26 protein-coding genes and 1 pseudogene are annotated in these 22,259 nt (G+C 47.2%); 20 read left to right on the top strand and 7 right to left on the bottom strand.

Annotated elements, in window-relative coordinates; genetic code table 11:
- Positions 1–3 precede the first annotated feature (3 nt).
- Together ACW5MY_RS16150 and ACW5MY_RS16145 are read left to right on the top strand one after the other, a co-directional pair.
- Complete coding sequence (locus ACW5MY_RS16150; RefSeq protein WP_013353651.1) at positions 4–921, top strand: TIM barrel protein; 918 nt, start codon at positions 4–6, stop codon at positions 919–921.
- Complete coding sequence (locus ACW5MY_RS16145) at positions 899–2,131, top strand: MFS transporter (protein ID WP_014471047.1); 1,233 nt, start codon at positions 899–901, stop codon at positions 2,129–2,131. Before ACW5MY_RS16150 ends, ACW5MY_RS16145 begins: the two co-directional genes overlap by 23 nt.
- Positions 2,132–2,175: 44 nt before the next feature.
- Here the strand turns inward: ACW5MY_RS16145 and ACW5MY_RS16140 are convergent, their stop codons facing one another.
- Positions 2,176–2,637, bottom strand: coding sequence for a GNAT family N-acetyltransferase (locus ACW5MY_RS16140; RefSeq protein WP_013353649.1), 462 nt, complete (start codon positions 2,635–2,637; stop codon positions 2,176–2,178).
- A 132-nt stretch (positions 2,638–2,769) separates the two neighbouring features.
- On the opposite strand from ACW5MY_RS16140, the gene ACW5MY_RS16135 reads away from it, so the two are divergent.
- Positions 2,770–4,551 carry a zinc ribbon domain-containing protein gene (locus tag ACW5MY_RS16135; protein ID WP_013353648.1) on the top strand — a complete coding sequence of 594 codons (1,782 nt, stop codon included), beginning with the start codon at positions 2,770–2,772 and terminating at the stop codon, positions 4,549–4,551.
- A gap of 40 nt (positions 4,552–4,591) precedes the next feature.
- Here the strand turns inward: ACW5MY_RS16135 and ACW5MY_RS16130 are convergent, their stop codons facing one another.
- Complete coding sequence (locus tag ACW5MY_RS16130) at positions 4,592–5,302, bottom strand: hypothetical protein (protein WP_013353647.1); 711 nt, start codon at positions 5,300–5,302, stop codon at positions 4,592–4,594.
- A gap of 415 nt (positions 5,303–5,717) precedes the next feature.
- Here ACW5MY_RS16130 and ACW5MY_RS16125 point away from each other — a divergent pair, with 415 nt between their 5' ends.
- The gene (locus ACW5MY_RS16125; RefSeq protein WP_014471043.1) at positions 5,718–6,350 is read left to right on the top strand and encodes an NAAT family transporter; all 633 of its coding nucleotides are present in this window, start codon (positions 5,718–5,720) and stop codon (positions 6,348–6,350) included.
- A gap of 21 nt (positions 6,351–6,371) precedes the next feature.
- Here the strand turns inward: ACW5MY_RS16125 and ACW5MY_RS16120 are convergent, their stop codons facing one another.
- Positions 6,372–6,929, bottom strand: a complete 558-nt coding sequence (locus ACW5MY_RS16120) for a GbsR/MarR family transcriptional regulator (protein ID WP_013353645.1) — start codon at positions 6,927–6,929, stop codon at positions 6,372–6,374.
- A gap of 260 nt (positions 6,930–7,189) precedes the next feature.
- Here ACW5MY_RS16120 and opuCA point away from each other — a divergent pair, with 260 nt between their 5' ends.
- The 4 genes from opuCA to opuCD are packed head-to-tail and all read left to right on the top strand — an operon-like array spanning position 7,190 to position 10,625.
- A complete protein-coding gene (opuCA, locus tag ACW5MY_RS16115; RefSeq protein ID WP_013353644.1) occupies positions 7,190–8,329 on the top strand; it encodes an osmoprotectant ABC transporter ATP-binding protein OpuCA in 1,140 nt (379 codons plus the stop codon).
- A 19-nt stretch (positions 8,330–8,348) separates the two neighbouring features.
- Positions 8,349–9,002, top strand: a complete 654-nt coding sequence (locus ACW5MY_RS16110) for an ABC transporter permease (RefSeq protein ID WP_013353643.1) — start codon at positions 8,349–8,351, stop codon at positions 9,000–9,002.
- Positions 9,003–9,039: 37 nt separating this feature from the next.
- On the top strand, positions 9,040–9,933 hold the full coding sequence (gene opuCC, locus ACW5MY_RS16105; RefSeq protein ID WP_088030699.1) for an osmoprotectant ABC transporter substrate-binding lipoprotein OpuCC: 894 nt from the start codon (positions 9,040–9,042) through the stop codon (positions 9,931–9,933).
- Positions 9,934–9,950: 17 nt separating this feature from the next.
- Positions 9,951–10,625 (top strand): glycine betaine/carnitine/choline/choline sulfate ABC transporter permease OpuCD, encoded by a 675-nt coding sequence (opuCD, locus tag ACW5MY_RS16100; protein WP_013353641.1) that lies wholly within the window; start codon positions 9,951–9,953, stop codon positions 10,623–10,625.
- A 34-nt stretch (positions 10,626–10,659) separates the two neighbouring features.
- Here the strand turns inward: opuCD and ACW5MY_RS16095 are convergent, their stop codons facing one another.
- Positions 10,660–11,193, bottom strand: a complete 534-nt coding sequence (locus tag ACW5MY_RS16095) for a GbsR/MarR family transcriptional regulator (protein WP_013353640.1) — start codon at positions 11,191–11,193, stop codon at positions 10,660–10,662.
- A 285-nt stretch (positions 11,194–11,478) separates the two neighbouring features.
- Here ACW5MY_RS16095 and ACW5MY_RS16090 point away from each other — a divergent pair, with 285 nt between their 5' ends.
- The 9 genes from ACW5MY_RS16090 to ACW5MY_RS16050 all read left to right on the top strand — a co-directional run bounded on the left by ACW5MY_RS16090 (position 11,479) and on the right by ACW5MY_RS16050 (position 19,323).
- Complete coding sequence (locus tag ACW5MY_RS16090; RefSeq protein WP_013353639.1) at positions 11,479–12,624, top strand: betaine/proline/choline family ABC transporter ATP-binding protein; 1,146 nt, start codon at positions 11,479–11,481, stop codon at positions 12,622–12,624.
- 15 nt (positions 12,625–12,639) lie between these two features.
- Positions 12,640–13,293 carry an ABC transporter permease gene (locus ACW5MY_RS16085; protein WP_014471041.1) on the top strand — a complete coding sequence of 218 codons (654 nt, stop codon included), beginning with the start codon at positions 12,640–12,642 and terminating at the stop codon, positions 13,291–13,293.
- Between the two features lie 13 nt (positions 13,294–13,306).
- Entirely contained in the window at positions 13,307–14,224 is a 918-nt protein-coding gene (locus ACW5MY_RS16080) for an osmoprotectant ABC transporter substrate-binding protein (RefSeq protein ID WP_014471040.1), read from the top strand.
- Positions 14,225–14,242: 18 nt separating this feature from the next.
- Positions 14,243–14,920: an ABC transporter permease gene (locus ACW5MY_RS16075; RefSeq protein ID WP_014472276.1), complete on the top strand. Its 678-nt coding sequence runs from the start codon at positions 14,243–14,245 to the stop codon at positions 14,918–14,920.
- 110 nt (positions 14,921–15,030) lie between these two features.
- Positions 15,031–15,744 (top strand): lantibiotic protection ABC transporter ATP-binding protein, encoded by a 714-nt coding sequence (locus tag ACW5MY_RS16070; protein ID WP_014472275.1) that lies wholly within the window; start codon positions 15,031–15,033, stop codon positions 15,742–15,744.
- Positions 15,741–16,475, top strand: coding sequence for a lantibiotic immunity ABC transporter MutE/EpiE family permease subunit (locus ACW5MY_RS16065; RefSeq protein ID WP_014472274.1), 735 nt, complete (start codon positions 15,741–15,743; stop codon positions 16,473–16,475). The genes ACW5MY_RS16070 and ACW5MY_RS16065 overlap by 4 nt, the downstream gene beginning before the upstream one ends.
- Positions 16,472–17,245 (top strand): lantibiotic immunity ABC transporter MutG family permease subunit, encoded by a 774-nt coding sequence (locus tag ACW5MY_RS16060; RefSeq protein WP_014472273.1) that lies wholly within the window; start codon positions 16,472–16,474, stop codon positions 17,243–17,245. Before ACW5MY_RS16065 ends, ACW5MY_RS16060 begins: the two co-directional genes overlap by 4 nt.
- A gap of 21 nt (positions 17,246–17,266) precedes the next feature.
- Complete coding sequence (locus ACW5MY_RS16055; RefSeq protein WP_013353632.1) at positions 17,267–17,929, top strand: response regulator transcription factor; 663 nt, start codon at positions 17,267–17,269, stop codon at positions 17,927–17,929.
- Complete coding sequence (locus tag ACW5MY_RS16050; protein ID WP_013353631.1) at positions 17,920–19,323, top strand: sensor histidine kinase; 1,404 nt, start codon at positions 17,920–17,922, stop codon at positions 19,321–19,323. Before ACW5MY_RS16055 ends, ACW5MY_RS16050 begins: the two co-directional genes overlap by 10 nt.
- A gap of 84 nt (positions 19,324–19,407) precedes the next feature.
- On the opposite strand, the gene ACW5MY_RS16045 is transcribed toward ACW5MY_RS16050, so the two are convergent.
- The 3 genes and pseudogenes from ACW5MY_RS16045 to ACW5MY_RS16035 all read right to left on the bottom strand — a co-directional run bounded on the left by ACW5MY_RS16045 (position 19,408) and on the right by ACW5MY_RS16035 (position 20,663).
- Positions 19,408–19,725 carry a winged helix-turn-helix transcriptional regulator gene (locus ACW5MY_RS16045; RefSeq protein ID WP_013353630.1) on the bottom strand — a complete coding sequence of 106 codons (318 nt, stop codon included), beginning with the start codon at positions 19,723–19,725 and terminating at the stop codon, positions 19,408–19,410.
- Between the two features lie 81 nt (positions 19,726–19,806).
- Positions 19,807–20,228 (bottom strand): annotated as a pseudogene (locus ACW5MY_RS16040) (helix-turn-helix domain-containing protein).
- Positions 20,229–20,252: 24 nt separating this feature from the next.
- The gene (locus ACW5MY_RS16035) at positions 20,253–20,663 is read right to left on the bottom strand and encodes a helix-turn-helix domain-containing protein (protein WP_013353628.1); all 411 of its coding nucleotides are present in this window, start codon (positions 20,661–20,663) and stop codon (positions 20,253–20,255) included.
- Positions 20,664–20,859: 196 nt separating this feature from the next.
- Between ACW5MY_RS16035 and ACW5MY_RS16030 the strand changes: the two genes are divergently transcribed.
- The 3 genes from ACW5MY_RS16030 to ACW5MY_RS16020 all read left to right on the top strand — a co-directional run bounded on the left by ACW5MY_RS16030 (position 20,860) and on the right by ACW5MY_RS16020 (position 22,257).
- Positions 20,860–21,045, top strand: a complete 186-nt coding sequence (locus tag ACW5MY_RS16030) for a helix-turn-helix domain-containing protein (protein ID WP_087920807.1) — start codon at positions 20,860–20,862, stop codon at positions 21,043–21,045.
- A 123-nt stretch (positions 21,046–21,168) separates the two neighbouring features.
- Entirely contained in the window at positions 21,169–21,399 is a 231-nt protein-coding gene (gene secG, locus ACW5MY_RS16025) for a preprotein translocase subunit SecG (protein ID WP_013353627.1), read from the top strand.
- A 117-nt stretch (positions 21,400–21,516) separates the two neighbouring features.
- Complete coding sequence (locus tag ACW5MY_RS16020; RefSeq protein ID WP_013353626.1) at positions 21,517–22,257, top strand: alpha/beta hydrolase; 741 nt, start codon at positions 21,517–21,519, stop codon at positions 22,255–22,257.
- Positions 22,258–22,259 lie beyond the last annotated feature (2 nt).

The raw sequence follows: 22,259 nt of genomic DNA, 5'->3' as shown, positions 1-22,259 counted from the left end.
CCTATGATTGCTCAAATTCCGTTTTTCGGACTTGATCCGAAGCAAATCGATGAAAAATGGGTGGAAGCGGGATACGGTCTGGAAGCGAATATTTTTGACGGCCATTCCTTTGAGGAAGCGGATTACAGCAAAACATTCAATCAGACGCTGGAATATGCAAAACAGCTTGATCCTTCATTATTGACGCTGCATTTCCCGACAGATCACGCCGATTATGTGCATGAAGAGCAAATTAAAAAACAGCTTTATCACTTTGCGGAGCTTGCTGTTAAATACGGCGCCAAAGGCATAACCGTCCATGCGAATCAATTTATGACGGTTGAAGAATTTCAAGTCTATGACCTGGAGGGCAACCGCAAAAAAATTGTTGAATTTTTCGCAGAGTTTGATGAGCAGCTGAAAGGAACGGACATTTGGATCGGTGTGGAAAACCTTCCGATCATCGGGAATCTGGGAGAGGATTTTGATCCGATTTTCATTTATCCTGAAGATTTTACAGAACTGGTTCAGCTGGATCTGAAGCATGTCGGTATTACGTGGGATCTGTGCCACTGGGCGATTACCTATCAGACTCACTTGTCTTCAGCGCTTATGTTCAGAAATGACCAGCTGAGATACCCGGATTTCTTTCAGTTTCTTTCGATAAAAGAGAGCATTAAGCATTATCACTTCAGCTCATTTCGCCAGCTGGCGTTCCCGCATGGTGATGTCCGCTGCTTGGAGGGCCGCCATCCGCGTGAAGGGACAATCGCTGAAGAGCTGCTCAGACGGGCTGCCGATACTTTGCAGGAGCTTTATCGGGATCAAGATACCGGCATTGTATTTGAGGTAATGGAAAAGGATTATACAAAAAGACGTGAATCATGGAGAACGCTGGAATGGTTCGGCGGTGTTTCTGATGAGGATCAAAAAAGGGCCTGATATGACGTATCGAACACCGAACTATGCAAAGCTTTGGTGTGCCCAGGTGTTTTCTTCAGCGGCGGACGGTGTCTGGCTCATTGCCCTGCCGCTGTTAGTATTAGAATTGACCGGCAGCAAAATTCTTGTCGGTGTTATCTCTTTTATCGAACTCGTGCCGTTGACATTCGGAGTGCTGGCCGGACCGCTGATTGATTTATTCCGAAAAAAGTCGATCTTGTATTTGTGCAACACGGGCCGTGCCGTCATTATGATCCTCTTGGCGGTGCTCAGCGCGAACGATTTATTAACCGTGTGGATTGCCGGGGTGTGCGCATTTTGTTTATCACTGCAATCGATGCTGTTTGCTCCGGCGAAAGTCGCCATCATTCCGCTGCTCGTCCGCAAACAGCATCTTGATCAGGCGACATCTCTGATCAATACGAGTGACTTGATCGGACTGATTGTCGGAAAATTGATCAGCGGTATCATGATTGCGGCTGTTCCGTTCGGACTTCTGTTTGCCATAAACGGAACTGCTTTTTTTATCTCCGCGGTATTGATCACATTCATTCGTATTTCAGAACAGCCCGGTGAAAAAAGCAGCGGCGCTGAAGATCTAAAAGCCGGATACAGAATGCTGAAAGGAAATACGGCATGGCTGACATCGGTCGGATACTTTTTCGTCGTGAACCTCGTCATTGCCGGTTTCATTTCAGTAATGGGGCCGATTCTTGCTGTGGAGCGTTTTCAGCAGAACTATTCTGTATGGTTTGCCGTCATGTATTCAATGTTTCAGGCGGGAATGCTTTTGGGCAATCTGGCCGTATTTTTCAAATGGAATACAAAACGCTTGAACCGGCTGTACCCGCGGACGTTAACGGCAGCGGGGCTGCTCATTATGCTCCTGTTTTTCCCCCTTCATGGGTTTGAGTGCATCATCTTCCTGGTGCTTGGCATCATCATCTCGTATATTGATGTGCAAACGGTGCTGTATTTCCAAAAGACGGTTCCGGCCGCATATTTCGGAAGAGTCTTTGCACTGATTTTTTCAATTGTAAAAATGGGAGAACCGCTGTCGGCCGCTGTCTACACAGGGCTTCTGCTGTTGATGAATGCGGACTATGTTTACGCAGCGGTCGGACTGACCCTTATAGTCGTTTTTGCTATTTTATCAGTCAGGCAAGGGAGTCAAAGAAATACAGAGAAACAAGCGGATCAATCTGTCTGAACTTTATACGAAGGGGCGCCGATATCAGCCGGCGCCCCTTTTTATCATAAGTCCATATAAAGCCTTATCATATCCCGGCATTGAATGCCGTTTTCAAAAATGTCTTCATCATAATGTCTGATAAAAAAATCATGGTCGACAGCCTGAATGCGGAATCCGCATTTTTGATAGAGTGACAGCTGATGAATACTCGAATTTCCAGTGCCGATTTCAATCGTGTCAGCTCCCGATTGTCTTGCTTTTTCAATGGCATCCCGCACCAGAAGCTTTCCGAATCCCCTGTTCTGCAGCGATTCTTTTACTGCGATGTTTACGATTTCTATCGTTTTAGGCCTTGTTTGCAATAAGACATAAACCCCTGCAAGCTCGTCTGATGCCCAAGCCGTATAGCACTCGCCTCTTGCAAGATAATCATCGACAATCTCCCGCGACGGATCGGCCAGCAGCAGTAATTCATACAGTGCTTCATCCGGCTCTCCGGCTTTTCGGATGCTCAATTTTTGCATGTCTGTTTCTCCTCCTTCATTGTGATCGACAGCTATTTTTTCAAAATAACTCCAAAATCATTCTACTTTATTATAAAATATGAAACATAGGAAAAGTTATACAAGTTTTGCAGATTGAATAGGAGGAAAGTCATGTTTTTTTGTAAGTATTGCGGCCAGCAGAACAATGAAGAGGCGCGTTTCTGTAAAGAATGCGGAAAGCCGATCGGGAAAGGAAGCCGACAGACGGCTGAAAAAGCGGCTGAACCTGCATCACAGCCGAGAAAGCCCATTCCTAAAAAAACGCTCTTCCTATGGGGAGGCATCGCTGCAGCGCTGATCTTATTGATTGCCGCATATAAAACCGGAGCCTGGCTGACATCTGAAAAAAGGCTCACGGATCAATTCGAACAGGCGGTTCATGACGGAGACACGAAAAAGCTCGCAGCCCTTCTCACCCCTTCAGACAAAAAACTGAAGCTGAATGAGACCAATGTCAAACCGCTCCTTGCATACGCAAAGAAACACGATGAACTGCTGGCATCGCTTCGCGGCGATTCGTCGGAAAAAGATGCCGTATACGTCAAAAAGGAGGGAAAAACCCTTCTCTTGTTTGACCATTACGAGCTGAAAGTAGACCCGGTTTATTTCCGCATCACAAGCAATTATAAAGGCGCCGATCTTTATATCAACAGCGAGAAAACAGGCACGGTCAAAAAAGCCGATGACACCCAAACATTCGGCCCCTACGCACCGGGTGTCTATACGGCGGAAGCCAAGCTGAAAAATGATACAGTTGATGTTGTCAAAAAGCAAGAGGCGGAGGCAGCCGGCAGCCGGAATGTTGAGTTTAACCTGCCGCTGGACGCCGAGGATGTGACGTTTACTCCGGCAGACAGCTTCAAAAACGCAAAAGGCGATCTGCTGATAAATGGCAAATCCGTTCATAAAGATCCTTTTACATCGGTTACATACGGCCCGCTCTTAACTGACGGTTCCATGACAGCAGCCGTGGAGGCTGATTTTCCTTGGGGGCAAACGAAAACCGCCGATGTTCCGATCAACAGTACTGATATGGAATTAACGCTTATCCCGGATCAAGATACACAAAAAACAATCATGGACACGATTGTCAAAACAACGAAGCAGTATACGAAAGCCATGGCAGACGGAAATACTGATCAGATGACCGAGGCCGGTTCAGCGTGGAAAGAGCAGACGAAAGAAGTGGTTTCAGGCATGAAGAGTTCCGGCACTTTTTTGAAAGATCAGTATAAAGAGACAAGCTTTGATCTTGATTCATTTGCGATTTCTCAAGAGAACGGCCGCTGGCAAGTAACCGTTACAGGTAAAGAGCTCCATCAGTCGGCGTATTTCGACGGGAATACGAAACCTGATATGGAAGAGGCGGAACCGAGCTTTCATTATGTACTCTCATATGATACAAAACATAAAAAATGGGTTTTTGAAAAAGCTGATCCAGCCTCAGATTCTTCTGGGACAAATGTGAAAAAAATAAAAAACGACCAGCCGAAGACCTACACATCCGCATGGGCATCATCCAAAGGAAACACAGCTTCAGGCAGCCTCACAAATGAACAAGTCACATCGTTTATGGTTGATTACCTGACAAACCAATCAAGCGCTGTCAGCCTTAACAATTTTGCCATCATGGCGGGTAATTTAGAAGAGGGAAGCCCTTTGTATGCTGATCAGCAGAAACTCGTCAAAAAACTGCACAGCGAGGGAACGACAGAAGTATTTAATGAAGTAAATGTAAAAAGCTTTTCGCAGAACGGTTCCCATCTGACGATTCATACGTACGAGGAGTTTTATATTACGAAAACCGGCGGCAGTCCAAAGCTCAGAACATACAATTGGACGTATGGCGGCGTTGTGAAAGACGGAAGAATTTATTTAACATCCATTCAATAAAAAAATCCCCGCGCCACTCAGGCAGCGGGGATTTCCGTTTTTAAAAGAAAAAATAATTCATGAGTTCTTTTATATAATGCTTGATCGTGAATTGAAAGGTTACGCAAATGATCAAATAGATGACGATAACAAAATAAGTGATATCCGCCTTAGCCGTAAGCTGATGCTGATAGCTCGCCAGCATGAGCGGGGGCACGGCAAACGCCGCTCCTAAAAGACCGACGACCAGAATGGTAAAGCAAACGGTTGTGTGCAGCAGCATAAAAATGAGTGCGAGAAGCAAAATAGCTGTAAACGGAATCAAAAATGCTCCGAATCTGGACAGCGAATCTTTAAACGACACCTGCGCGCCGCCTGCTTTTAAAGCGATAAAAATCAAAAGATATAAGCAGAAAACGCATAATGCAAAGGTAAGCGCCGGTTTGATCACAACTGCGGTAAAACTGACGTCACGAAAGCCGTCTGATAAAAGAATATACAGCATAATCGGCGGCACCAGGCAGAAAAGCACCATGTTGATGATGCTGCTGACAAGCTGTTCGCCGCCTGTCGTTTTACATGTCTGATACGGTTTCTTTAAAACATCAAGCACGAATAAGGCAAATTGCTTTGAAGCCTGCTTAGCGGCGGCCCCGGCCTGCGCGCCCTGGCCCTGCATCTGGCCTGCGCCTCCCTGTCCGGGCTGGGGCGCCCCGCACTTTTCACAAAACTTTCCGCCATCCGTTTGATGGCCGCATTGAGGACAATACATTATAAAACTCCTTTTACATGAAATATAGGGATTTTGTTCAATATTTACATTATAAAAGAAAATAGGACGGATGTAACGGAGATTTCTAAAGATATACAATTCAATGTCTTTGTTATTTGATAATAGAGAAAAAGTGCCCATTATGGTAGAATTTTAATGGAACTATTGATTCGGAGTGATAGAGGAAATTAACAGATGCTTAAAAAATTAAAAATGCTTTATCGGCTGTTGAAATTCGGCAAACATTTATGGAGATAGCACATGGAAAAAAACCGTCCTGATCAGGGCGGTTTTTTTCTTTTTCCGGATCGGCCGGCTGAGGTTACAAAAATCAGACCTCCGGGTAAGAATCATGCATAAGAAACAGCGGAAAACAAAACATAAACCAATAATGGCAAGCCATAAGGAGGTACGCATGTTTTCATTTATCATTCATGTCTTCATTTCCCTGTTTGCAGTGTCCAATCCCATCGGAAACGTGCCGATCTTTCTTTCGCTGACAGAGGGGTACCCGGAGAAAGAACGGACAGCGATCGCACGCAAGGCTTCCGTGCTGTCGTTTATCATCTTGGCGGCCTTTTTAATCTTCGGCCATCTGATCTTTAAACTGTTCGACATTAACATTCATGCTTTACGTATCGCGGGCGGCATTTTTATTTTCGGCATCGCTTATAATCTTTTGAACGCGAAACAATCCCATGTCCAGTCCCTTCACCATGAAGAGAAAGGGGAAAGCAAGGAGAAAGCCGATATTTCCGTGACGCCATTGTCGATTCCGATTATTGCCGGTCCCGGTACGATCGCAACGGTCATGAGCCTGTCGGCCGGCCATGGCGGCATCTTCCATTACATCAGCGTGCTTATCGGCATTGCGGCCGTCATCGCGATGACGTTCATATTCTTTCACTATTCATCCTTCATCAGCAACAAGCTCGGGAAAACCGAAATGAACGTCATTACCCGGCTGATGGGACTGATTTTGGCGGTGGTGGCGATCGGCATGATCGGCGCCGGCCTGAAAGGCATGTTTCCGATATTGGTTTCCTGAACTGAAAAAAGCAGCGCCCGGTTATGTTCGGGGGCTGCTTTTTTCTATTTTCGGCACATGCTGAAACACTTCTTCACTCTCAAAAAATTCTATCAAACGGCTCAGCCAGTCATAATAATGGAGCCAGTCCGTCAGTTCGTCCAACAGCTGACGGGCTTTTTCTTCAACGCCGGGACTGAGGTTTTCCGATTCCAGAAGCTCAGTCAGTTCGCGGTTCAGCTTTTTATACAGCATTTTGTTTTTGCTGACCGTCTTTGTCCAATTTGCCGTAAACAGGGAGATAAACGTCTGGTAATAATCACGCTCCACGTCGTAAAGATCTTTCCGAACGCCTTTTTCAAACACTTTTTCAGCCAGATTGGCATCGGTCATCTCACGGACTACCTGGCTCATTCTCGTTTTGCTCATTCCGGTCGCCTCTGACAGCTCATTTAACGTCATCGGCTTGCGGTTCATATAAATAATACCGAGCACACGCCCGAGGGTGGCCGGCATTCCGAATGTATGCATATTCTCGGCGATTCTCTCAATGAGATGCTCTTCAGCATGCCTGATGATATCAAGAGCGTTTTTTTCCACAGCTGATCATCCCTTCACTGGCTTTTCATGGAGACAATATATCATATTTTTTACAGTTGTTGAAAAAGACAATGCGGCAGGATATGCGAGCTATCGGGAGAGATTGTAAGAACGTCCGCATTGTCAGCGGGATAACATGAAATAATACGTATATTATATATAATTTCAACACATTGTAAACTTTTTATTTTATAAATTTCATCTTATAATAAAGATTATACTTTTCAGAAAAATAACGGAACCCTTCGGAGGTGCACGGATTGCTGAGATTAGAAAATGTTTCAAAAGTCTATAAAGGCGGTAAAAAAGCTGTCAACAGCATTGATTTAACGATCGAAAAAGGCGAGTTTATTTGTTTTATCGGGCCGAGCGGCTGCGGTAAAACAACGACGATGAAAATGATTAACAGACTGATTGAGCCGTCATCAGGAAAGATTTTCATCGATGGCGAAAATATCATGGAGCAAGATCCTGTGGAGCTGAGACGGAAAATCGGCTACGTCATTCAGCAGATCGGACTTTTCCCCCATATGACCATTCAGCAGAACATTTCCCTCGTGCCGAAACTGCTGAAATGGCCGGAACAAAAGCGGAAGGAACGGGCGCGTGAGCTATTGAAGCTCGTCGATATGGGCCCGGAATATTTAGACCGCTATCCTCACGAACTGAGCGGCGGACAGCAGCAGAGAATCGGCGTGCTGCGCGCCCTGGCGGCGGAACCGCCTCTTATTCTCATGGATGAACCGTTCGGAGCGCTTGATCCGATTACGCGTGATTCGCTTCAGGAAGAATTCAAAAAACTGCAAAGAACGTTGAATAAAACGATTGTGTTTGTGACCCACGATATGGATGAAGCGATTAAGCTGGCTGACCGGATTGTCATTTTAAAAGCGGGAGAGATCGTTCAGGCCGGCACGCCTGATGACATTCTCAGAAATCCGGCTAATGAGTTTGTCGAAGAATTTATCGGCAAAGAACGGTTATTGCAATCAAGACCGGACATTGAACGCGTCGAGCAGATGATGAACAAAAAGCCTGTCACCGTTACGGCGGACAAAACGCTTTCGCACGCGATACAGGTGATGCGGGAACACCGTGTCGATTCCCTGCTTGTCGTTGATGACCTGAATGTGCTGCAAGGATATGTTGATGTCGAAATCATCGATCAGAACCGGAAAAAAGCGAGCCTCGTCGGCGACGTGCTCCGCTCTGATCTGTATACGGTCGAGCAGGGTACACTGCTTCGCGATACCGTACGCAAAATTTTAAAGCGGGGAATGAAATATGTACCCGTTGTTGATGAACAAAGGCATTTAGTCGGGATTGTCACGAGAGCGAGCCTTGTCGACATCGTTTACGATTCAATCTGGGGCGAGGAAGACCAGCTGGTGACAGGCTGACAGGGGAGGAACTCTTACAATGAATGAAATGATCAAGTTTTTGCAGACGAACGGCGGAGAACTGTTATATAAAACGTGGGAGCATTTATACATTTCGATCATCGCCGTCATATTAGGCATTCTCGTCGCCGTACCGCTCGGAGTGGCGCTGACGAGGATGAAAAAGGGCGCAGGCGCCGTCATCGGCGCCGTCAACATTGTGCAGACCTTGCCGAGTCTTGCGATACTGGCGTTTTTTATCCCGCTGTTAGGGGTGGGAAAGATGCCGGCGATCGTCGCGCTGTTTTTCTATTCGGTGCTGCCGATTCTCCGAAACACATACACCGGCATTCAAGGCGTAAACAAAAATCTATTAGAATCGGGAAAGGGCATTGGGATGACCGTCTGGGAGCAGATCAGGCTTGTGGAACTGCCGCTTGCCATTCCGGTGATCATGGCGGGCATCCGCACATCCACCATTTATCTGATCGGCTGGGCGACGCTTGCTTCTTTTATCGGAGGCGGCGGACTCGGAGACTATATTTTTATCGGCCTGAACCTCTATCAGCCTGAATATATTATAGGCGGCGCCGTGCCTGTCACCATTTTAGCCATTATCATTGATTATCTGCTTGCGGTGACGGAACGGAAGGTGACGCCGAAAGGGCTGAAAGGATTGAAGGAAGTATCATAAGGAGTTGGCTGTTTTGAAAAGAAAACAAACGAGATGGATGTGCGCGCTGGCGCTTTCGGCTGCTCTGCTTTTAGGCGGCTGTTCTCTGCCGGGGCTTAGCGGAGCCTCCGATGATACGATCAAAATCGGGGCGCAAAGCATAACGGAATCCGAAATTATCGCCAATATGCTTGCACAGATGATTGAGCATAATACAGACTTAAATACGGCATTAATTAAAAACCTCGGATCGAACTATGTCCAGCAGCAGGCGATGCTCGGCGGTGAAATCGATATCGCTGCGACGCGCTACTCAGGAACAGATTTGACAAGCACCCTCGGCATGGAAGCGGAAAAAGACCCGAAAAAAGCGTTATCTATCGTTCAGAAAGAATTTGAGAAACGCTTCCATTACAAATGGTTTGATTCTTACGGATTTGAAAACACATACGCTTTTACCGTCTCGAAAGAGCTTGCGGAAAAAGACCATTTAGACAAAGTGTCTGACATTAAAAAGTATGCGGATCAATTTAAGCTCGGCGTAGACAATGCGTGGCTGAAACGGAAGGGCGACGGCTATAAGGGCTTTACCGACACGTACGGCTTCGAATTCGGCACAACCTATCCGATGCAGATCGGACTTGTATACGATGCCGTGAAAAACGGAAAAATGGACGCCGTCCTCGCCTATTCAACGGACGGACGGATTAAAGCGTACGATCTGAAAATTTTAAAAGACGACAAGCAATTTTTCCCGCCGTATGACTGTTCGCCGGTCATTCCCGACAGCGTGCTGAAACAGCATCCGGAACTGAAGGGCATTGTGAATAAACTGATCGGCAAAATCGATACGGAAACGATGCAGGAATTGAATTACGAGGTGGACGGCAAGCTGAAAGAACCGTCCGTCGTGGCTAAAGAATTTTTGGAGAAACATCATTATTTTGAATAAGAAATGAGGTGGGGCAAATGGAAGTGCTGCAGCAGCTCGGCACTTATTATTCTCAAAACGGCGCCTATGTGCTTCAGGAGTTTTACCGCCATTTTCTCATGTCGGTATACGGCGTTTTATTTGCGGCGATCGTTGGGATTCCGCTTGGCATCTTCATTGCCAGATACAGAAAATTAAGCGGCTGGGTATTCGCGGTGACAAACGTGATTCAGACCGTGCCGGCGCTTGCGATGCTTGCGGTGCTGATGCTCGTCATGGGGCTAGGTGCCAATACGGTGATTTTGTCGCTGTTTTTATATTCGCTTCTTCCGATCATCCGGAATACGTACACGGGAATCGCCAGCATTGAACACGCTTATCTTGAATCGGGAAAAGCGATGGGCATGACCAAATTTCAAGTGCTCCGCATGGTGGAGCTTCCCCTTGCGCTTTCCGTCATTATGGCGGGGCTGCGGACGGCGCTTGTGATCGCGATCGGCATTACGGCAATCGGAACGTTTGTCGGCGCGGGCGGACTCGGTGACATCATTGTCAGGGGATCAAACGCCACGAACGGCACCGCGATTATTTTAGCCGGCGCCATTCCGACGGCGCTGATGGCCGTTATCGCAGATCTTGTGATGGCGTGGCTGGAGCGGTCGCTTAGCCCGGTGAAGAAGAAAAAACGAACCAAAGCGCCGAATGCGGCATAAGAAAAAAACGCCTTGCGGGTCAGGGCGTTTTTTCTTATGGCTTCGGAACGTGCTTGAAAATTTCTTCGCTTTCGAAAAACTCGATCAGACGGCTGATCCAATTGTAGTAATCAAGCCAATCCTTTAATTCTTTCAGCAGTTCGTTGATTTTTTCCTCAGCTTCTTCCGGCACGCCGTTTTCAAGGGCGGCTGTCAGTTCGCGGTTCAGCTTTTTATGCATCATTTTATTTTTGCTGACGACCTTGCTCCATGTGGCCGTAAACAGCGTAATAAAGGTTTGGTAATAATCCTGCTCGACATCGTATAAATCTTTGCGGACGCCTTTTTCAAACACTTTTTCCGCCAGATTGACATCAAGCATTTCTCGGACTGCCTGGCTCATTCTCGTTTTGCTCATGCCGGTCGCTTCTGATAATTCAGTTAAGGTCATCGGCTTGCGGTTCATATAAATAATGCCTAAAATGCGCCCCACTGTCGCGGGCATCCCGAATGTATGCATATTTTCAGCGATTCGTTCGATCAAATGATCTTCAGCTTGTTCGATTACATGTAACGGATCTTTCTCCAACAGTTTCAATCCTTTCAGTCAGCAATTCCGATGTCAATATACCATATTTTTAAACCGGCGGAAATGCTCTTACGAGAGAATTTGGAAGTAATTCGAAGCAATAAGAAGAACTTTGCCGGTCAATACGGGTAAATCAGCGCTTACACATACTTTATATATAATATGGACAAATTGTAAACTTTTTATTTTATAAAGTTTAATTTATAATGGGAAACGTTCAATTGTCTGAAAAGTTAAATACGAATTTAACAAATTGAATAAACTTAATTGTGGAGGTGTGGGTATTTGCTGACATTAGAAAATGTCTCCAAAACGTATAAAGGCGGAAAAAAAGCAGTCAACAGCATCAATCTGAATATCGATAAGGGCGAATTTATTTGTTTTATCGGACCGAGCGGCTGCGGCAAAACGACGACGATGAAAATGATTAACCGCTTAATTGAACCGTCCGAAGGCAGAATCTTGATTGAAGGCCGGAACATTATGGAACAAGACCCGGTGGAACTCAGAAGAAGCATCGGCTATGTCATTCAGCAGATCGGGCTGTTTCCGCATATGACCATTCAGCAGAACATTACTCTCGTTCCGAAGCTTTTAAAGCATCCTGCCGACAAACGGAAGGAACGGGCGCGGGAGCTTCTAAAGCTCGTTGATATGGGGCCTGAATATTTAGACCGTTACCCTCATGAACTGAGCGGAGGACAGCAGCAGCGAATAGGTGTATTACGGGCACTTGCCGCAGAGCCGCCGCTTATCTTAATGGATGAACCGTTCGGGGCGCTTGACCCGATTACGAGGGATTCCCTTCAGGAAGAATTTAAAAAACTGCAAAAAACCTTACATAAAACCATCGTATTTGTTACCCATGATATGGACGAAGCCATCAAGCTTGCGGATAGAATCGTCATTTTGAAAGCGGGAGAAATCGTCCAGGCCGGAACGCCCGATGAAATTCTCAGATTTCCGGCGAATGAATTTGTAGAGGAGTTTATCGGCAAGGAACGGCTGATCCAATCATCCAGCCCTGATATTGAACGGGTGGAGCAGATCATGAATCCCGATCCTGTAACGATAACACCTGAGAAAACGCTGTCAGCCGCCATTCAGCTGATGCGCGCCGAGCGGGTGGATTCGCTGCTCGTCATTGATGAGAAGAACGTTCTCCAAGGTTATGTCGATGTGGAAATGATTGACCGCAAACGAAAACAGGCGGCACTCGTCGCGGAAGTGCTTGAGCGGGACCTGTACACGGTCAGAAGCGGCACCCTGCTTCGCGACGCCGTTCATAAAATTTTAAAAAGAGGCATGAAATTTGTGCCCGTCATTGATGACGCCGGCCGTTTAACGGGAATCGTGACAAGGGCCAGCCTCGTTGACATCGTCTATGACTCCATTTGGGGAGAAGAGAATCAGCTTGCGGTAATGTCATGAGGAGGATTAATTTTTATGAATGAGACCGTGCAATTTTTACAGGCAAACGGCGGAGAGCTGCTTTATAAAACATGGGAGCACCTGTACATCTCATTAATCGCCGTCATGGCGGGCATTCTCGCCGCCGTGCCGCTCGGCGTACTGCTGACGAGGATGAAAAGAGGCGCCGGCGCCGTCATCGGCATCGTCAACATCATTCAAACCTTGCCGAGTCTGGCCATTCTCGCGTTTTTTATTCCGCTTTTAGGGGTAGGAAAGGTCCCGGCCGTTGCGGCGCTGTTTTTCTATTCAGTGCTGCCGATTCTCAGAAACACGTATACGGGGATTCTCGGCGTCAACCGGCATCTTCTTGAATCGGGTAAAGGGATCGGCATGGCCGCATGGGAGCAGATCAGGCTTGTAGAGCTCCCGCTTGCCGCCCCGGTCATCATGGCGGGCATTCGGACATCCTCGATTTATTTAATCGGCTGGGCGACGCTCGCCTCCTTTATCGGCGGAGGCGGACTTGGAGATTACATTTTTATCGGCTTGAACCTTTACCAGCCGGAGTATATTATCGCAGGCGCCGTTCCGGTCACGATTTTGGCGGCCGCCGTCGATTACGCGCTGGGGATGACGGAACGGAAAGTTACGCCTGACGGGCTGAAGGACTTAAAGAACGCTTCATAAGGAGGAGGTCTCTATGGGAAAAAGATGCAAAAAACGGCTGCTCGCATTCGCCTGTATCGGCATGCTGCTCCTTGGCGGATGCTCGCTCCCGGGATTGAGCGCCGCATCGGAGGATACCATTAAAATCGGCGCCCAAAGCATGACCGAATCGGAAATCATCGCGAGCATGCTCGGACAGATGATTGAACATCACAGCGGTTTGAAGACAACCGTTATTAAAAACCTCGGCTCAAATGCCGTACAGCAGCAATCTTTGCAGAACGGTGATATTGATATCGCCGCTACGCGCTATACAGGAGACGCGCTGACGGGCACGCTGCGCATGGAGCCGGAAAAAGACCCGGACAAAGCGCTGCGGCTCGTTCAGCGTGAATTTCACAGCAGATATGATATGAAATGGTTTGATTCCTACGGCTTTGATAATACATACGTTTTTACCGTTTCCAAACAGCTTGCCCGCAAATACCATTTAGAAACGGTATCCGATGTCAAAAAAGAAGCGTCTCATCTGAAATTCGGCGTTGATAACTATTGGATGAAGCTGAGAGGCAACGGATACCAGGATTTTATGAAAACATACGGAATGGCATTTGAAGGCACGTATCCGATGCAGATCGGCCTCGTGTATGACGCGCTGAAAAGCAGGAAAATGGATATCGCGCTCGCGTATTCCACCGACGGAAGAATCATTGCTTATGGACTGAAAACGCTGAAGGATGATAAGCGGTTCTTTCCTCCATACGACTGTTCACCCGTCGTACCGGATCGTGTATTAAAAGAGCATCCCGAACTGGAAGGCGTGATCAATCAAATGATCGGCGCGATTGATACAAAGATGATGCAGAAAATGAATTACGAAGTTGACGGACAATTAAAAGAGCCGTCCATCGTGGCCAAGGAATATTTAGAAAAACATCATTACTTTGAATAACGGAAAGGAGATGTGCGGATGGACACGCTGAGAGAGCTGTTTACGTATTACGTTCAAAACGGCAGCTATGTTCTGTATGAGTGTTGGAGGCATTTTCTCATGTCGGCGTACGGCGTCGTTTTCGCAGCCGTTTTCGCCATTCCGGCGGGAATTGTGACAGCCAGGCACGGGCGTCTCTCCGGCTGGGTGTTTGCTGTGGCAAACGTGATTCAAACCGTTCCGGCGCTGGCGATGCTCGCAGTTCTGATGCTTGTCATGGGACTCGGCGCCAATACGGTCATTACGGCCTTGTTTTTGTATTCCCTTCTGCCGATTCTCAGAAATACGCACACGGGCATTATCAATATTGAGCACGCTTATCTTGAGTCGGGAAAAGCGATGGGTATGACGAAATATCAAGTACTTCGCATGGTGGAGCTGCCGCTTGCGCTTTCCGTCATTATGGCGGGTCTTCGAACGGCGCTCGTCATTGCCATCGGCATCACGGCAATCGGCACCTTCTTCGGCGCAGGCGGCCTCGGGGATATGATCGTCAGAGGCTCGAACGCGACAAACGGTACCGCCATTATTTTGGCGGGCGCCATTCCGACCGCGCTGATGGCGGTGGCCGCAGATCTGTTGATGGCGTGGCTGGAACGAGCCCTCAGCCCCGTGAAAAAACAAAAAAGAAAGCTGCTTGTACGCTCAGCCTCATGAAAAAAAGCATTCTTCCGCGTGAAGGATGCTTTTTTTGATTTCTTGATTAAATTTTGATAACTGCGCTGTAAAGTCTTACATATCAAATAACAAAGCAGAGGGGTAATCATATGAGCAACATCTTAGAAACGAGACAGCTGCAAAAATCATTCGGCAGACAACAGGCAGTGGCTGATGTGTCTCTATCGGTTAAGCGCAACAGTATATACGGCCTGCTCGGTCCGAACGGGGCCGGAAAATCAACAACTCTTAAAATATTGACCGGCATCTTGCGGCAAACATCCGGCGAGGTTCTGTTCGACGGGCATCCATGGAAGCGCGAAGATTTGAAAAAGACCGGTTCCCTGATTGAAGCGCCGCCGCTTTACAGCAACCTGACAGCCGCCGAAAATCTGAAAGTCCGCTGCGTGATGCTCGGGCTTCCTGATTCAAGAATTGCGGAGGTGCTGGAAATCACGGGATTAACGGGGACCGGAAAAAAGCGCGCCGGACAATTTTCCATGGGAATGAAACAGCGGCTCGGCATTGCGTTAGCATTAGTCAACCGTCCGTCGCTCTTAATTCTTGACGAGCCGACAAACGGATTGGACCCGATGGGGATTCAGGATTTGCGGGAATTTATCCGCTCCCTGCCCGCACGGGGAATGACGGTGATTTTATCAAGCCACCTGTTATCTGAAGTCGAGCAGATCGCAGACCATATCGGAATCATCAGTGACGGTATTTTGGGATATCAGGGAGAAATCAGCCGGGAAGACGATCTGGAGCGGCTGTTTCTGGAGGTAGTCAAATCAACACGGGAGAAAGCGGGGACAGGAAAATGATTCAGTACATGCAGGCGGAACACCTTACATCTAAAAGAACATTTATCAGAAAGCTGATCATTCTGATTCCGCTTCTGAACACGGCTTTTTCTTTTCTGCTGAATGCCGCCTATTTTATGACGGGCACGTTCAATTGGTGGGCGGTTATTTTCATGCCGCTCATGATTGCTCTAATGTGCGGTTTATCTGTTAAAAAAGAGAAAAAATCTGCGCATGACCGCGCGGTGTACTCATTGCCGGCAGATTTAAAAAGCATATGGCTCTCAAAAATAAGCTTGATCGCGCTGTATTCACTCCTGTCGCAAATCGTCTTTTTCATCATCATGTTTTTACTTGGCCTTGTGTTTCCGGGAATTGCTGCGCTGCAGCTGAAAGGCGTTGAAGCAGGCTCCCTTTTGTGGCTGACGACGCTTTGGGAAATCCCATTGTGCTTATGGATTGCCAGACAGTTCGGGTTTACGGCAGTCATTCTCGTGAATATGATCGCCGCCTTTGTTGTGGGTATTGTGCCGGCGTCCGGTTCATTGTGGTGGCTGAGTCCGTGGAGCTGGTCAGTCCGGGTGATGTCACCGATTCTCGGGATTCATCCGAACGGAATTCCGCTTCCCGCAGACAGCGGCTTATTGAACGGAAACGTGATATTTCCGGCTATTATTCTTTCGATCCTTTCTTTTATCGCAATAAGTTTGATTTCCGCAGTGCCTTTTGCAAAAGGGGGAAACCGGTCATGACCGTGCTTTTGAGATCTATGTGGGCCGATGTATTAAAAATGAAGCGCACGCCGCTCATATGGATGCATGCGGCGGTGCCGGCCGTATGCGCGGGATTTTTCCTGTTGTATATGATGTATGGAAGGATTCAGGAGCCTTATGTGCTGTACAGCGGCTTCTTCAGCGCGATTGCCGTTTTATACCCTTTCATCATCAGTATTGTCTGCGGCATGTCTGCCTCCGTTGAGGAACAGGCGGGCCATTTTCAGATGATGCTGGCGGTGCCTCATTCTAAAATCGTTAGTTTTGCGGGCAAGCTGCTGCTGTTGCTGCTGTTGAATGTATTATCGATAGGTCTCGCCATCTGTCTTTATTTGGCGGGGATGAAATTTATTCTTCAGATCAATGACCTTCCGTACTTTCTCTTTTTAAAGGGAGGGGCGTGGCTGATTGCCGGCAGTATTCCGCTTTACATGATGTCTTTTTTTGTCGGTATAAAGTACGGCATGGGACCTTCCGGGCTTTTAGGGGGAGCGGGTTTATTAATGGCTGCGCTGATGAATACGGGATTGGGCGATGTCATCTGGCGTTTCTTCCCGTGGGCATGGAGCGTGCGGCTGTCGGGCCTTGAAGGACTGCTGCATTTTGACAAAGTCAAAAAAGAGTTCCTCCCTTATGTGAGATACGATATGAGATTCGGAGAAATAATGTTATATTTTTCTATAGTGATATTATGTCTGGCCGGCCTCCATTGGTGCAGAAGATGGGAAGGGCGGCGTTCATATGAATAAAGGCAAGGAGCGATTCGGCCGGTGGCAAACATTTTAGCGGTAGATGATGAAAAAGATATTCTCGTTCTGATCAGAAACATTTTACAGCGTGATCAGCATACAGTAACGATTCTGGAAAAAGCGGAAGATCAGTCATTGGATTTTTTTCAAGGCTATGATTTGATTCTTCTTGATGTCATGATGCCCGGAACGGATGGTATCGAACTCTGCCGGAGGATTCGGCCGCTGGTGGACAGCCCGATCCTGTTTTTAACGGCAAAGTCTGACGAAGAATCCATTGTGAAAGGACTCATGACAGGCGCTGATGATTACATCACAAAGCCGTTCGGCGTAAAAGAATTGATGGCAAGGGTAAACGCGCATGTCAGAAGGGAAAGTCGGGAAAAGCGTCAGACGAAACGTCTGATATCAGGCTTCATGTTTGATTTTGACAATAAAGAAGTATGGTTGGATGACCGGAAACTGCCTCTTACGAAAAACGAATATAAAATCGTAGAATTTCTGGCACAGCATAAAAACAGAACATTCTCACGGGAGCAGATTTACGAGGAAGTGTACGGCTTGGACGGCGATGCGCTCTATTCAACCATTACGGAGTTTATCAGAACCATCCGGAAAAAATGTAAAGAACACGGGGCTGATCCGATCAAAACGGTGTGGGGTGTCGGATACAAATGGGAATAGCAAAAGGAAAATCCAGCATCCGCAAAGAGCTTGTCAAATTTACCATCACGCTGTGTCTGAGCACGATGGGAGTGGCGGCATTATGCGTCGCCTTAAATGCCATTGCCCTGAATGCCGGAGCGATCCTGCCGGCAAATTACAGCGAGCATGAGGCGGAACAAATCAAGCCCCGCCTGAAATCGGCGGAAAAGATAACAGAAGACATGATCCCTGAAGGTATGACATACGCCGTTTTTGATAAAAAAACAAAGCGGATGACGAAAGGAACGATGACGGAAAAAGACGCGGCCAACGCCAGAAAAAAGATCCAGCATCAGCCGTATTTTAATTATGCTCAAAAAGGATTCATGGTGGTTGATCGGAAAAATGAATATTGCGTTCTCCAATATTCACTCAGGTCGGAATTTCAGTCGCCGCTACTAAGGCGCTATCTGCCGAATTATGAATGGACGGGTCTTGCCATTCTGATCACTTTGCTTCTGTTAACCGTATTTATCGTGACGACGCGATTCGCCAATCAGCTGAGACGGCATTTCAGCACACTCAGTTCCATCACGGCAAGCATTCAAAAACAGAATTTAAATATCAATCCAAAAAGGCCGCGGATAAAGGAATTTGACGATGTCATTGACTCTCTGCTGAAAATGAAAGACGCGCTTCAGGCATCTCTGGCGGCACAATGGGAGGCGGAGCGGATAAAAAAGGAACAGATCGGCGCGCTTGCGCATGATATTAAAATTCCGGCAACGATTATTAAAGGAAATGCCGAGCTGCTTCAGTTAACAGAACCTGATGAGGAGCAGACGGAATACACGCAGTATATCCTTGATGCCGGAAACAAAATCGAGCAATATGTCGGGCAGCTGATTCAGCTTTCCAAAGCGGAGGAGGCAGTTGCTGTTCATCTGGAATATACCGATCTCAAAGAGTGGGCTAAAAACATATATCGTGACGCGGCGGCGCTTGCGGGGCCGAAACAGATTGATCTCGTCCTCAGTGAGCGGGGCATTGACCGAAAAGAAGCGCCGATTGATCAAGAACTGCTCCGCAGGGCGGTCATGAATATCGCGGCGAATGCCGTCGACTACACGCCGGAAAGAGGAGAAATCCGTGTGGACGTCCTATGCACCGATAACGCACTCAGTATTGCCGTATCCGACAGCGGAAGCGGGTTCTCGCAGGAAGCGCTGAAAAAAGCGACACAGCTTTTTTACACGGAAGATAAAAGCAGACATTCGGCGGGGCATCACGGCATGGGGCTTACATTCGCCCATCATGTCGTACATCTTCATCACGGGGAATTGATACTTGAAAATAAGAAGTCTGGAGGTGCCCGGGCGGAGATCCGAATTCCGCTGGAAGGCATCAGACAAAAACAAGCCCTGCACGCATGAGGGCTTGTTTTCCTGTTTAAGAAAGGAAAAAATAAAAACGGCTGTCCGTTTGAGAGACCAGCCGCTTATGCGGAAAAGATTTTATCAGGAAGGATCAATCCATTGTGAAGACCACTTGGAAATTTCCTCTAAAATAGGGGCTAATGCGCAGCCTTTTTCCGTTAAAGAATACTCAATGCGGACAGGCGTTTCCGGAATGACTTCCCGTTTGATCACACCTTCTGTTTCAAGTTCTTTCAGCCTTTCTGACAGAACTCTGCCGCTTAAATTCGGAAGCGCTGCCTCAATCTCACTGAAGCGCTGCTGTCCGTTCAATAGCTGAAAGACGATAAGAGCGACCCAGCGTTTACTCAAGATGTCGACTGCCTTTTCAAATCTGGGGCACATTTCTGATTGCTTCATGCTTTTTCACCTCGTCTTCTGCTATTATACCGCAAAATCCGAGGGAACGTATGTCTGGCGTTTGTTAAGTTGGGGAGGGTTTCAAAAAGAGGATGAGGAATCCGGGGAGCGCTTTTTCGCTTCAGCCGCAATAAAATCAAAGTATTTGCTGACGCTTTCAATATCTTCTTTTGTGAAGTGCTGCCATTTTTTGCTATCAAACAGCGGCAGATGCTCCGCGCCTCTGGCAACGGCCGTCTGATAGATTGCGTATATGGATTGATAGCTCTCAGGGGCCTCGCGGATTTCCTCCTGAAATGACTTGATGTGTCCGGCCCGCGCCATTAACTCCTCGTACGGAATTTTTAATGTGTCCGCCAATTTTTTAATGGTCGCGGGTTTAGGAATGCCGCGGTGCCCGTTCTCAATTCTTGAAATGGTCGCCGAGCTGACGCCGGAATAGACGGCAAGCTGATTAACGGTAAGCGGCGCAGCTCTCTTAATTGCTTTCCGAATGTGTTCATTAGGATCGCCTCACATGTGCAAAGTCATGAGTCTTCATTTGTTCTTTTTTTGGCTTCCGCGGATAAGAACGCAAAGTATTTATCTAGCAGAACCAGGTCTTCTTTCGACAGGTGCCGCCAGTTCTCCCGCTCCAAAAGGGATAAATCATGCAACTCATACGTTTCGGCTTTTTCCAGCAAGGTGCAGCCCGTGTCGTACGAGACTCCCGTTTCCTGAACGGTCTCTATGTATCCCGCCGTCTGCATCAGTTCCTCGTACGGGATTTTTAACGCATCTGCGAGCTTTTTAATGGTTGCAGGTTTCGGCACCCCGCGTTTGCCGTTTTCAATCCGCGAGATTCCCGCGGCACTGACGCCTGAATACGTTGCCAGCTGGTTCACTGTCAGATGCCGTTTTTCCCGCAATGTCCGTAATTGTTTCCCGAAGCTTTCCACAATCTCTCCCCCTCCCGCGGTCTATTTATATTCTAGTATGTTTATTGACTAAAGGGAATAGGAAGGCTGGAAAAGTATTGACAAAAGTTAACAAAAGCCGTATGGTTATGTATAAGAAAGAAAGTATTTGACAGAACGGAAGGTGAAGAAAGTGGTCGAAAAGATACAGATCAGAAGAGATTATGTGCTGCAATATATGGTCAATAATGACTACTCGTTAAACCAGCTCGCCCTGGAGATCGGAATATCTCCCGCCACACTGAGCCGTGTACTGAATGGAGAGCGGAGGCCGGGCCAGCTGGTCATCGGAAAAATGCTCTATTACTTTGACATGAAATTTGAAGATCTTTTTTACTACGACTTTGTTGACAAAAGTCAATAACAATTGAAAGACAAACACATTTCCGTTTTTTCTGACATGATGTGTACCGATACGGCGTGACATGCCTTTGCTTTTCATGTAAAATAGAAGCAATGTAGGCCAGTCAGTCTGGAGGTGTATGGGATGCACACATTATTGATTACTTTATTGGTTATCGTCAGTATTGCACTTATTATTGTCGTATTGCTTCAATCCAGCAAAAGCGCCGGTTTATCGGGTGCGATTTCAGGCGGGGCGGAGCAGCTTTTCGGAAAACAGAAAGCAAGGGGCCTTGATCTGATTCTTCACCGCACAACCGTTGTGCTGGCAGTCTTGTTTTTCGTGTTAACGATTTCGCTTGCGTATATCGTATAAGGCAATGTTTGTATAAGGTCTGATTAATATCAGGCCTTTTTCTTGTTGAGAGACCGCGTTTGTTTCTCGCAAAACTGTGGAAAACTAAATTGAATGTGCAAAAAAGGGGTTATGAGCATGAAAATTGTGACACCAAAACCATTTACATTTAAAGGCGGAGACAAAGCGGTGCTTCTGCTGCACGGATTTACGGGAAATACGGCAGATGTCAGAATGCTTGGCCGCTACTTGAATGAGCGCGGCTACACTTGCCACGCGCCTCAATATAAAGGGCACGGCGTTCCGCCGGAAGAGCTGGTACATACGGGACCAAAAGATTGGTGGAAAGACGTCATGGACGGTTATGAGTATTTACGGTCTGAAGGCTATGAAAACATTGCGGCCTGCGGACTGTCGCTTGGCGGGGTTTTTTCATTGAAATTGGGTTACACTGTACCCATAAAGGGAATTGTACCTATGTGTGCGCCAATGCACATTAAAAGTGAAGAGGTTATGTACGAAGGAGTTCTCTCCTACGCGCGCAATTATAAGAAATTCGAAGGAAAACAGCCGGAGCAGATTGAAAAAGAAATGAAGGAGTTTGAAAAAACGCCGATGAATACGCTCAAATCGCTTCAGGAGCTGATTGCCGATGTGCGCAAAAACGTCGACATGATCTATTCCCCGACATTTGTGGTTCAGGCACGGCATGACCATATGATTAATACAGAAAGTGCAAACATCATTTACAACGAGGTGGAAACGGACGACAAACAGCTGAAATGGTATGAAGAGTCAGGACATGTCATTACGCTGGACAAAGAACGGGACCTCGTTCATCAGGATGTGTACGAATTTTTAGAGAAACTCGATTGGTAACA

It is taken from the genome of Bacillus sp. Bwzl_19, from assembly GCF_054900515.1.
This window is presented reverse-complemented; position numbering and strand designations above follow the sequence as displayed.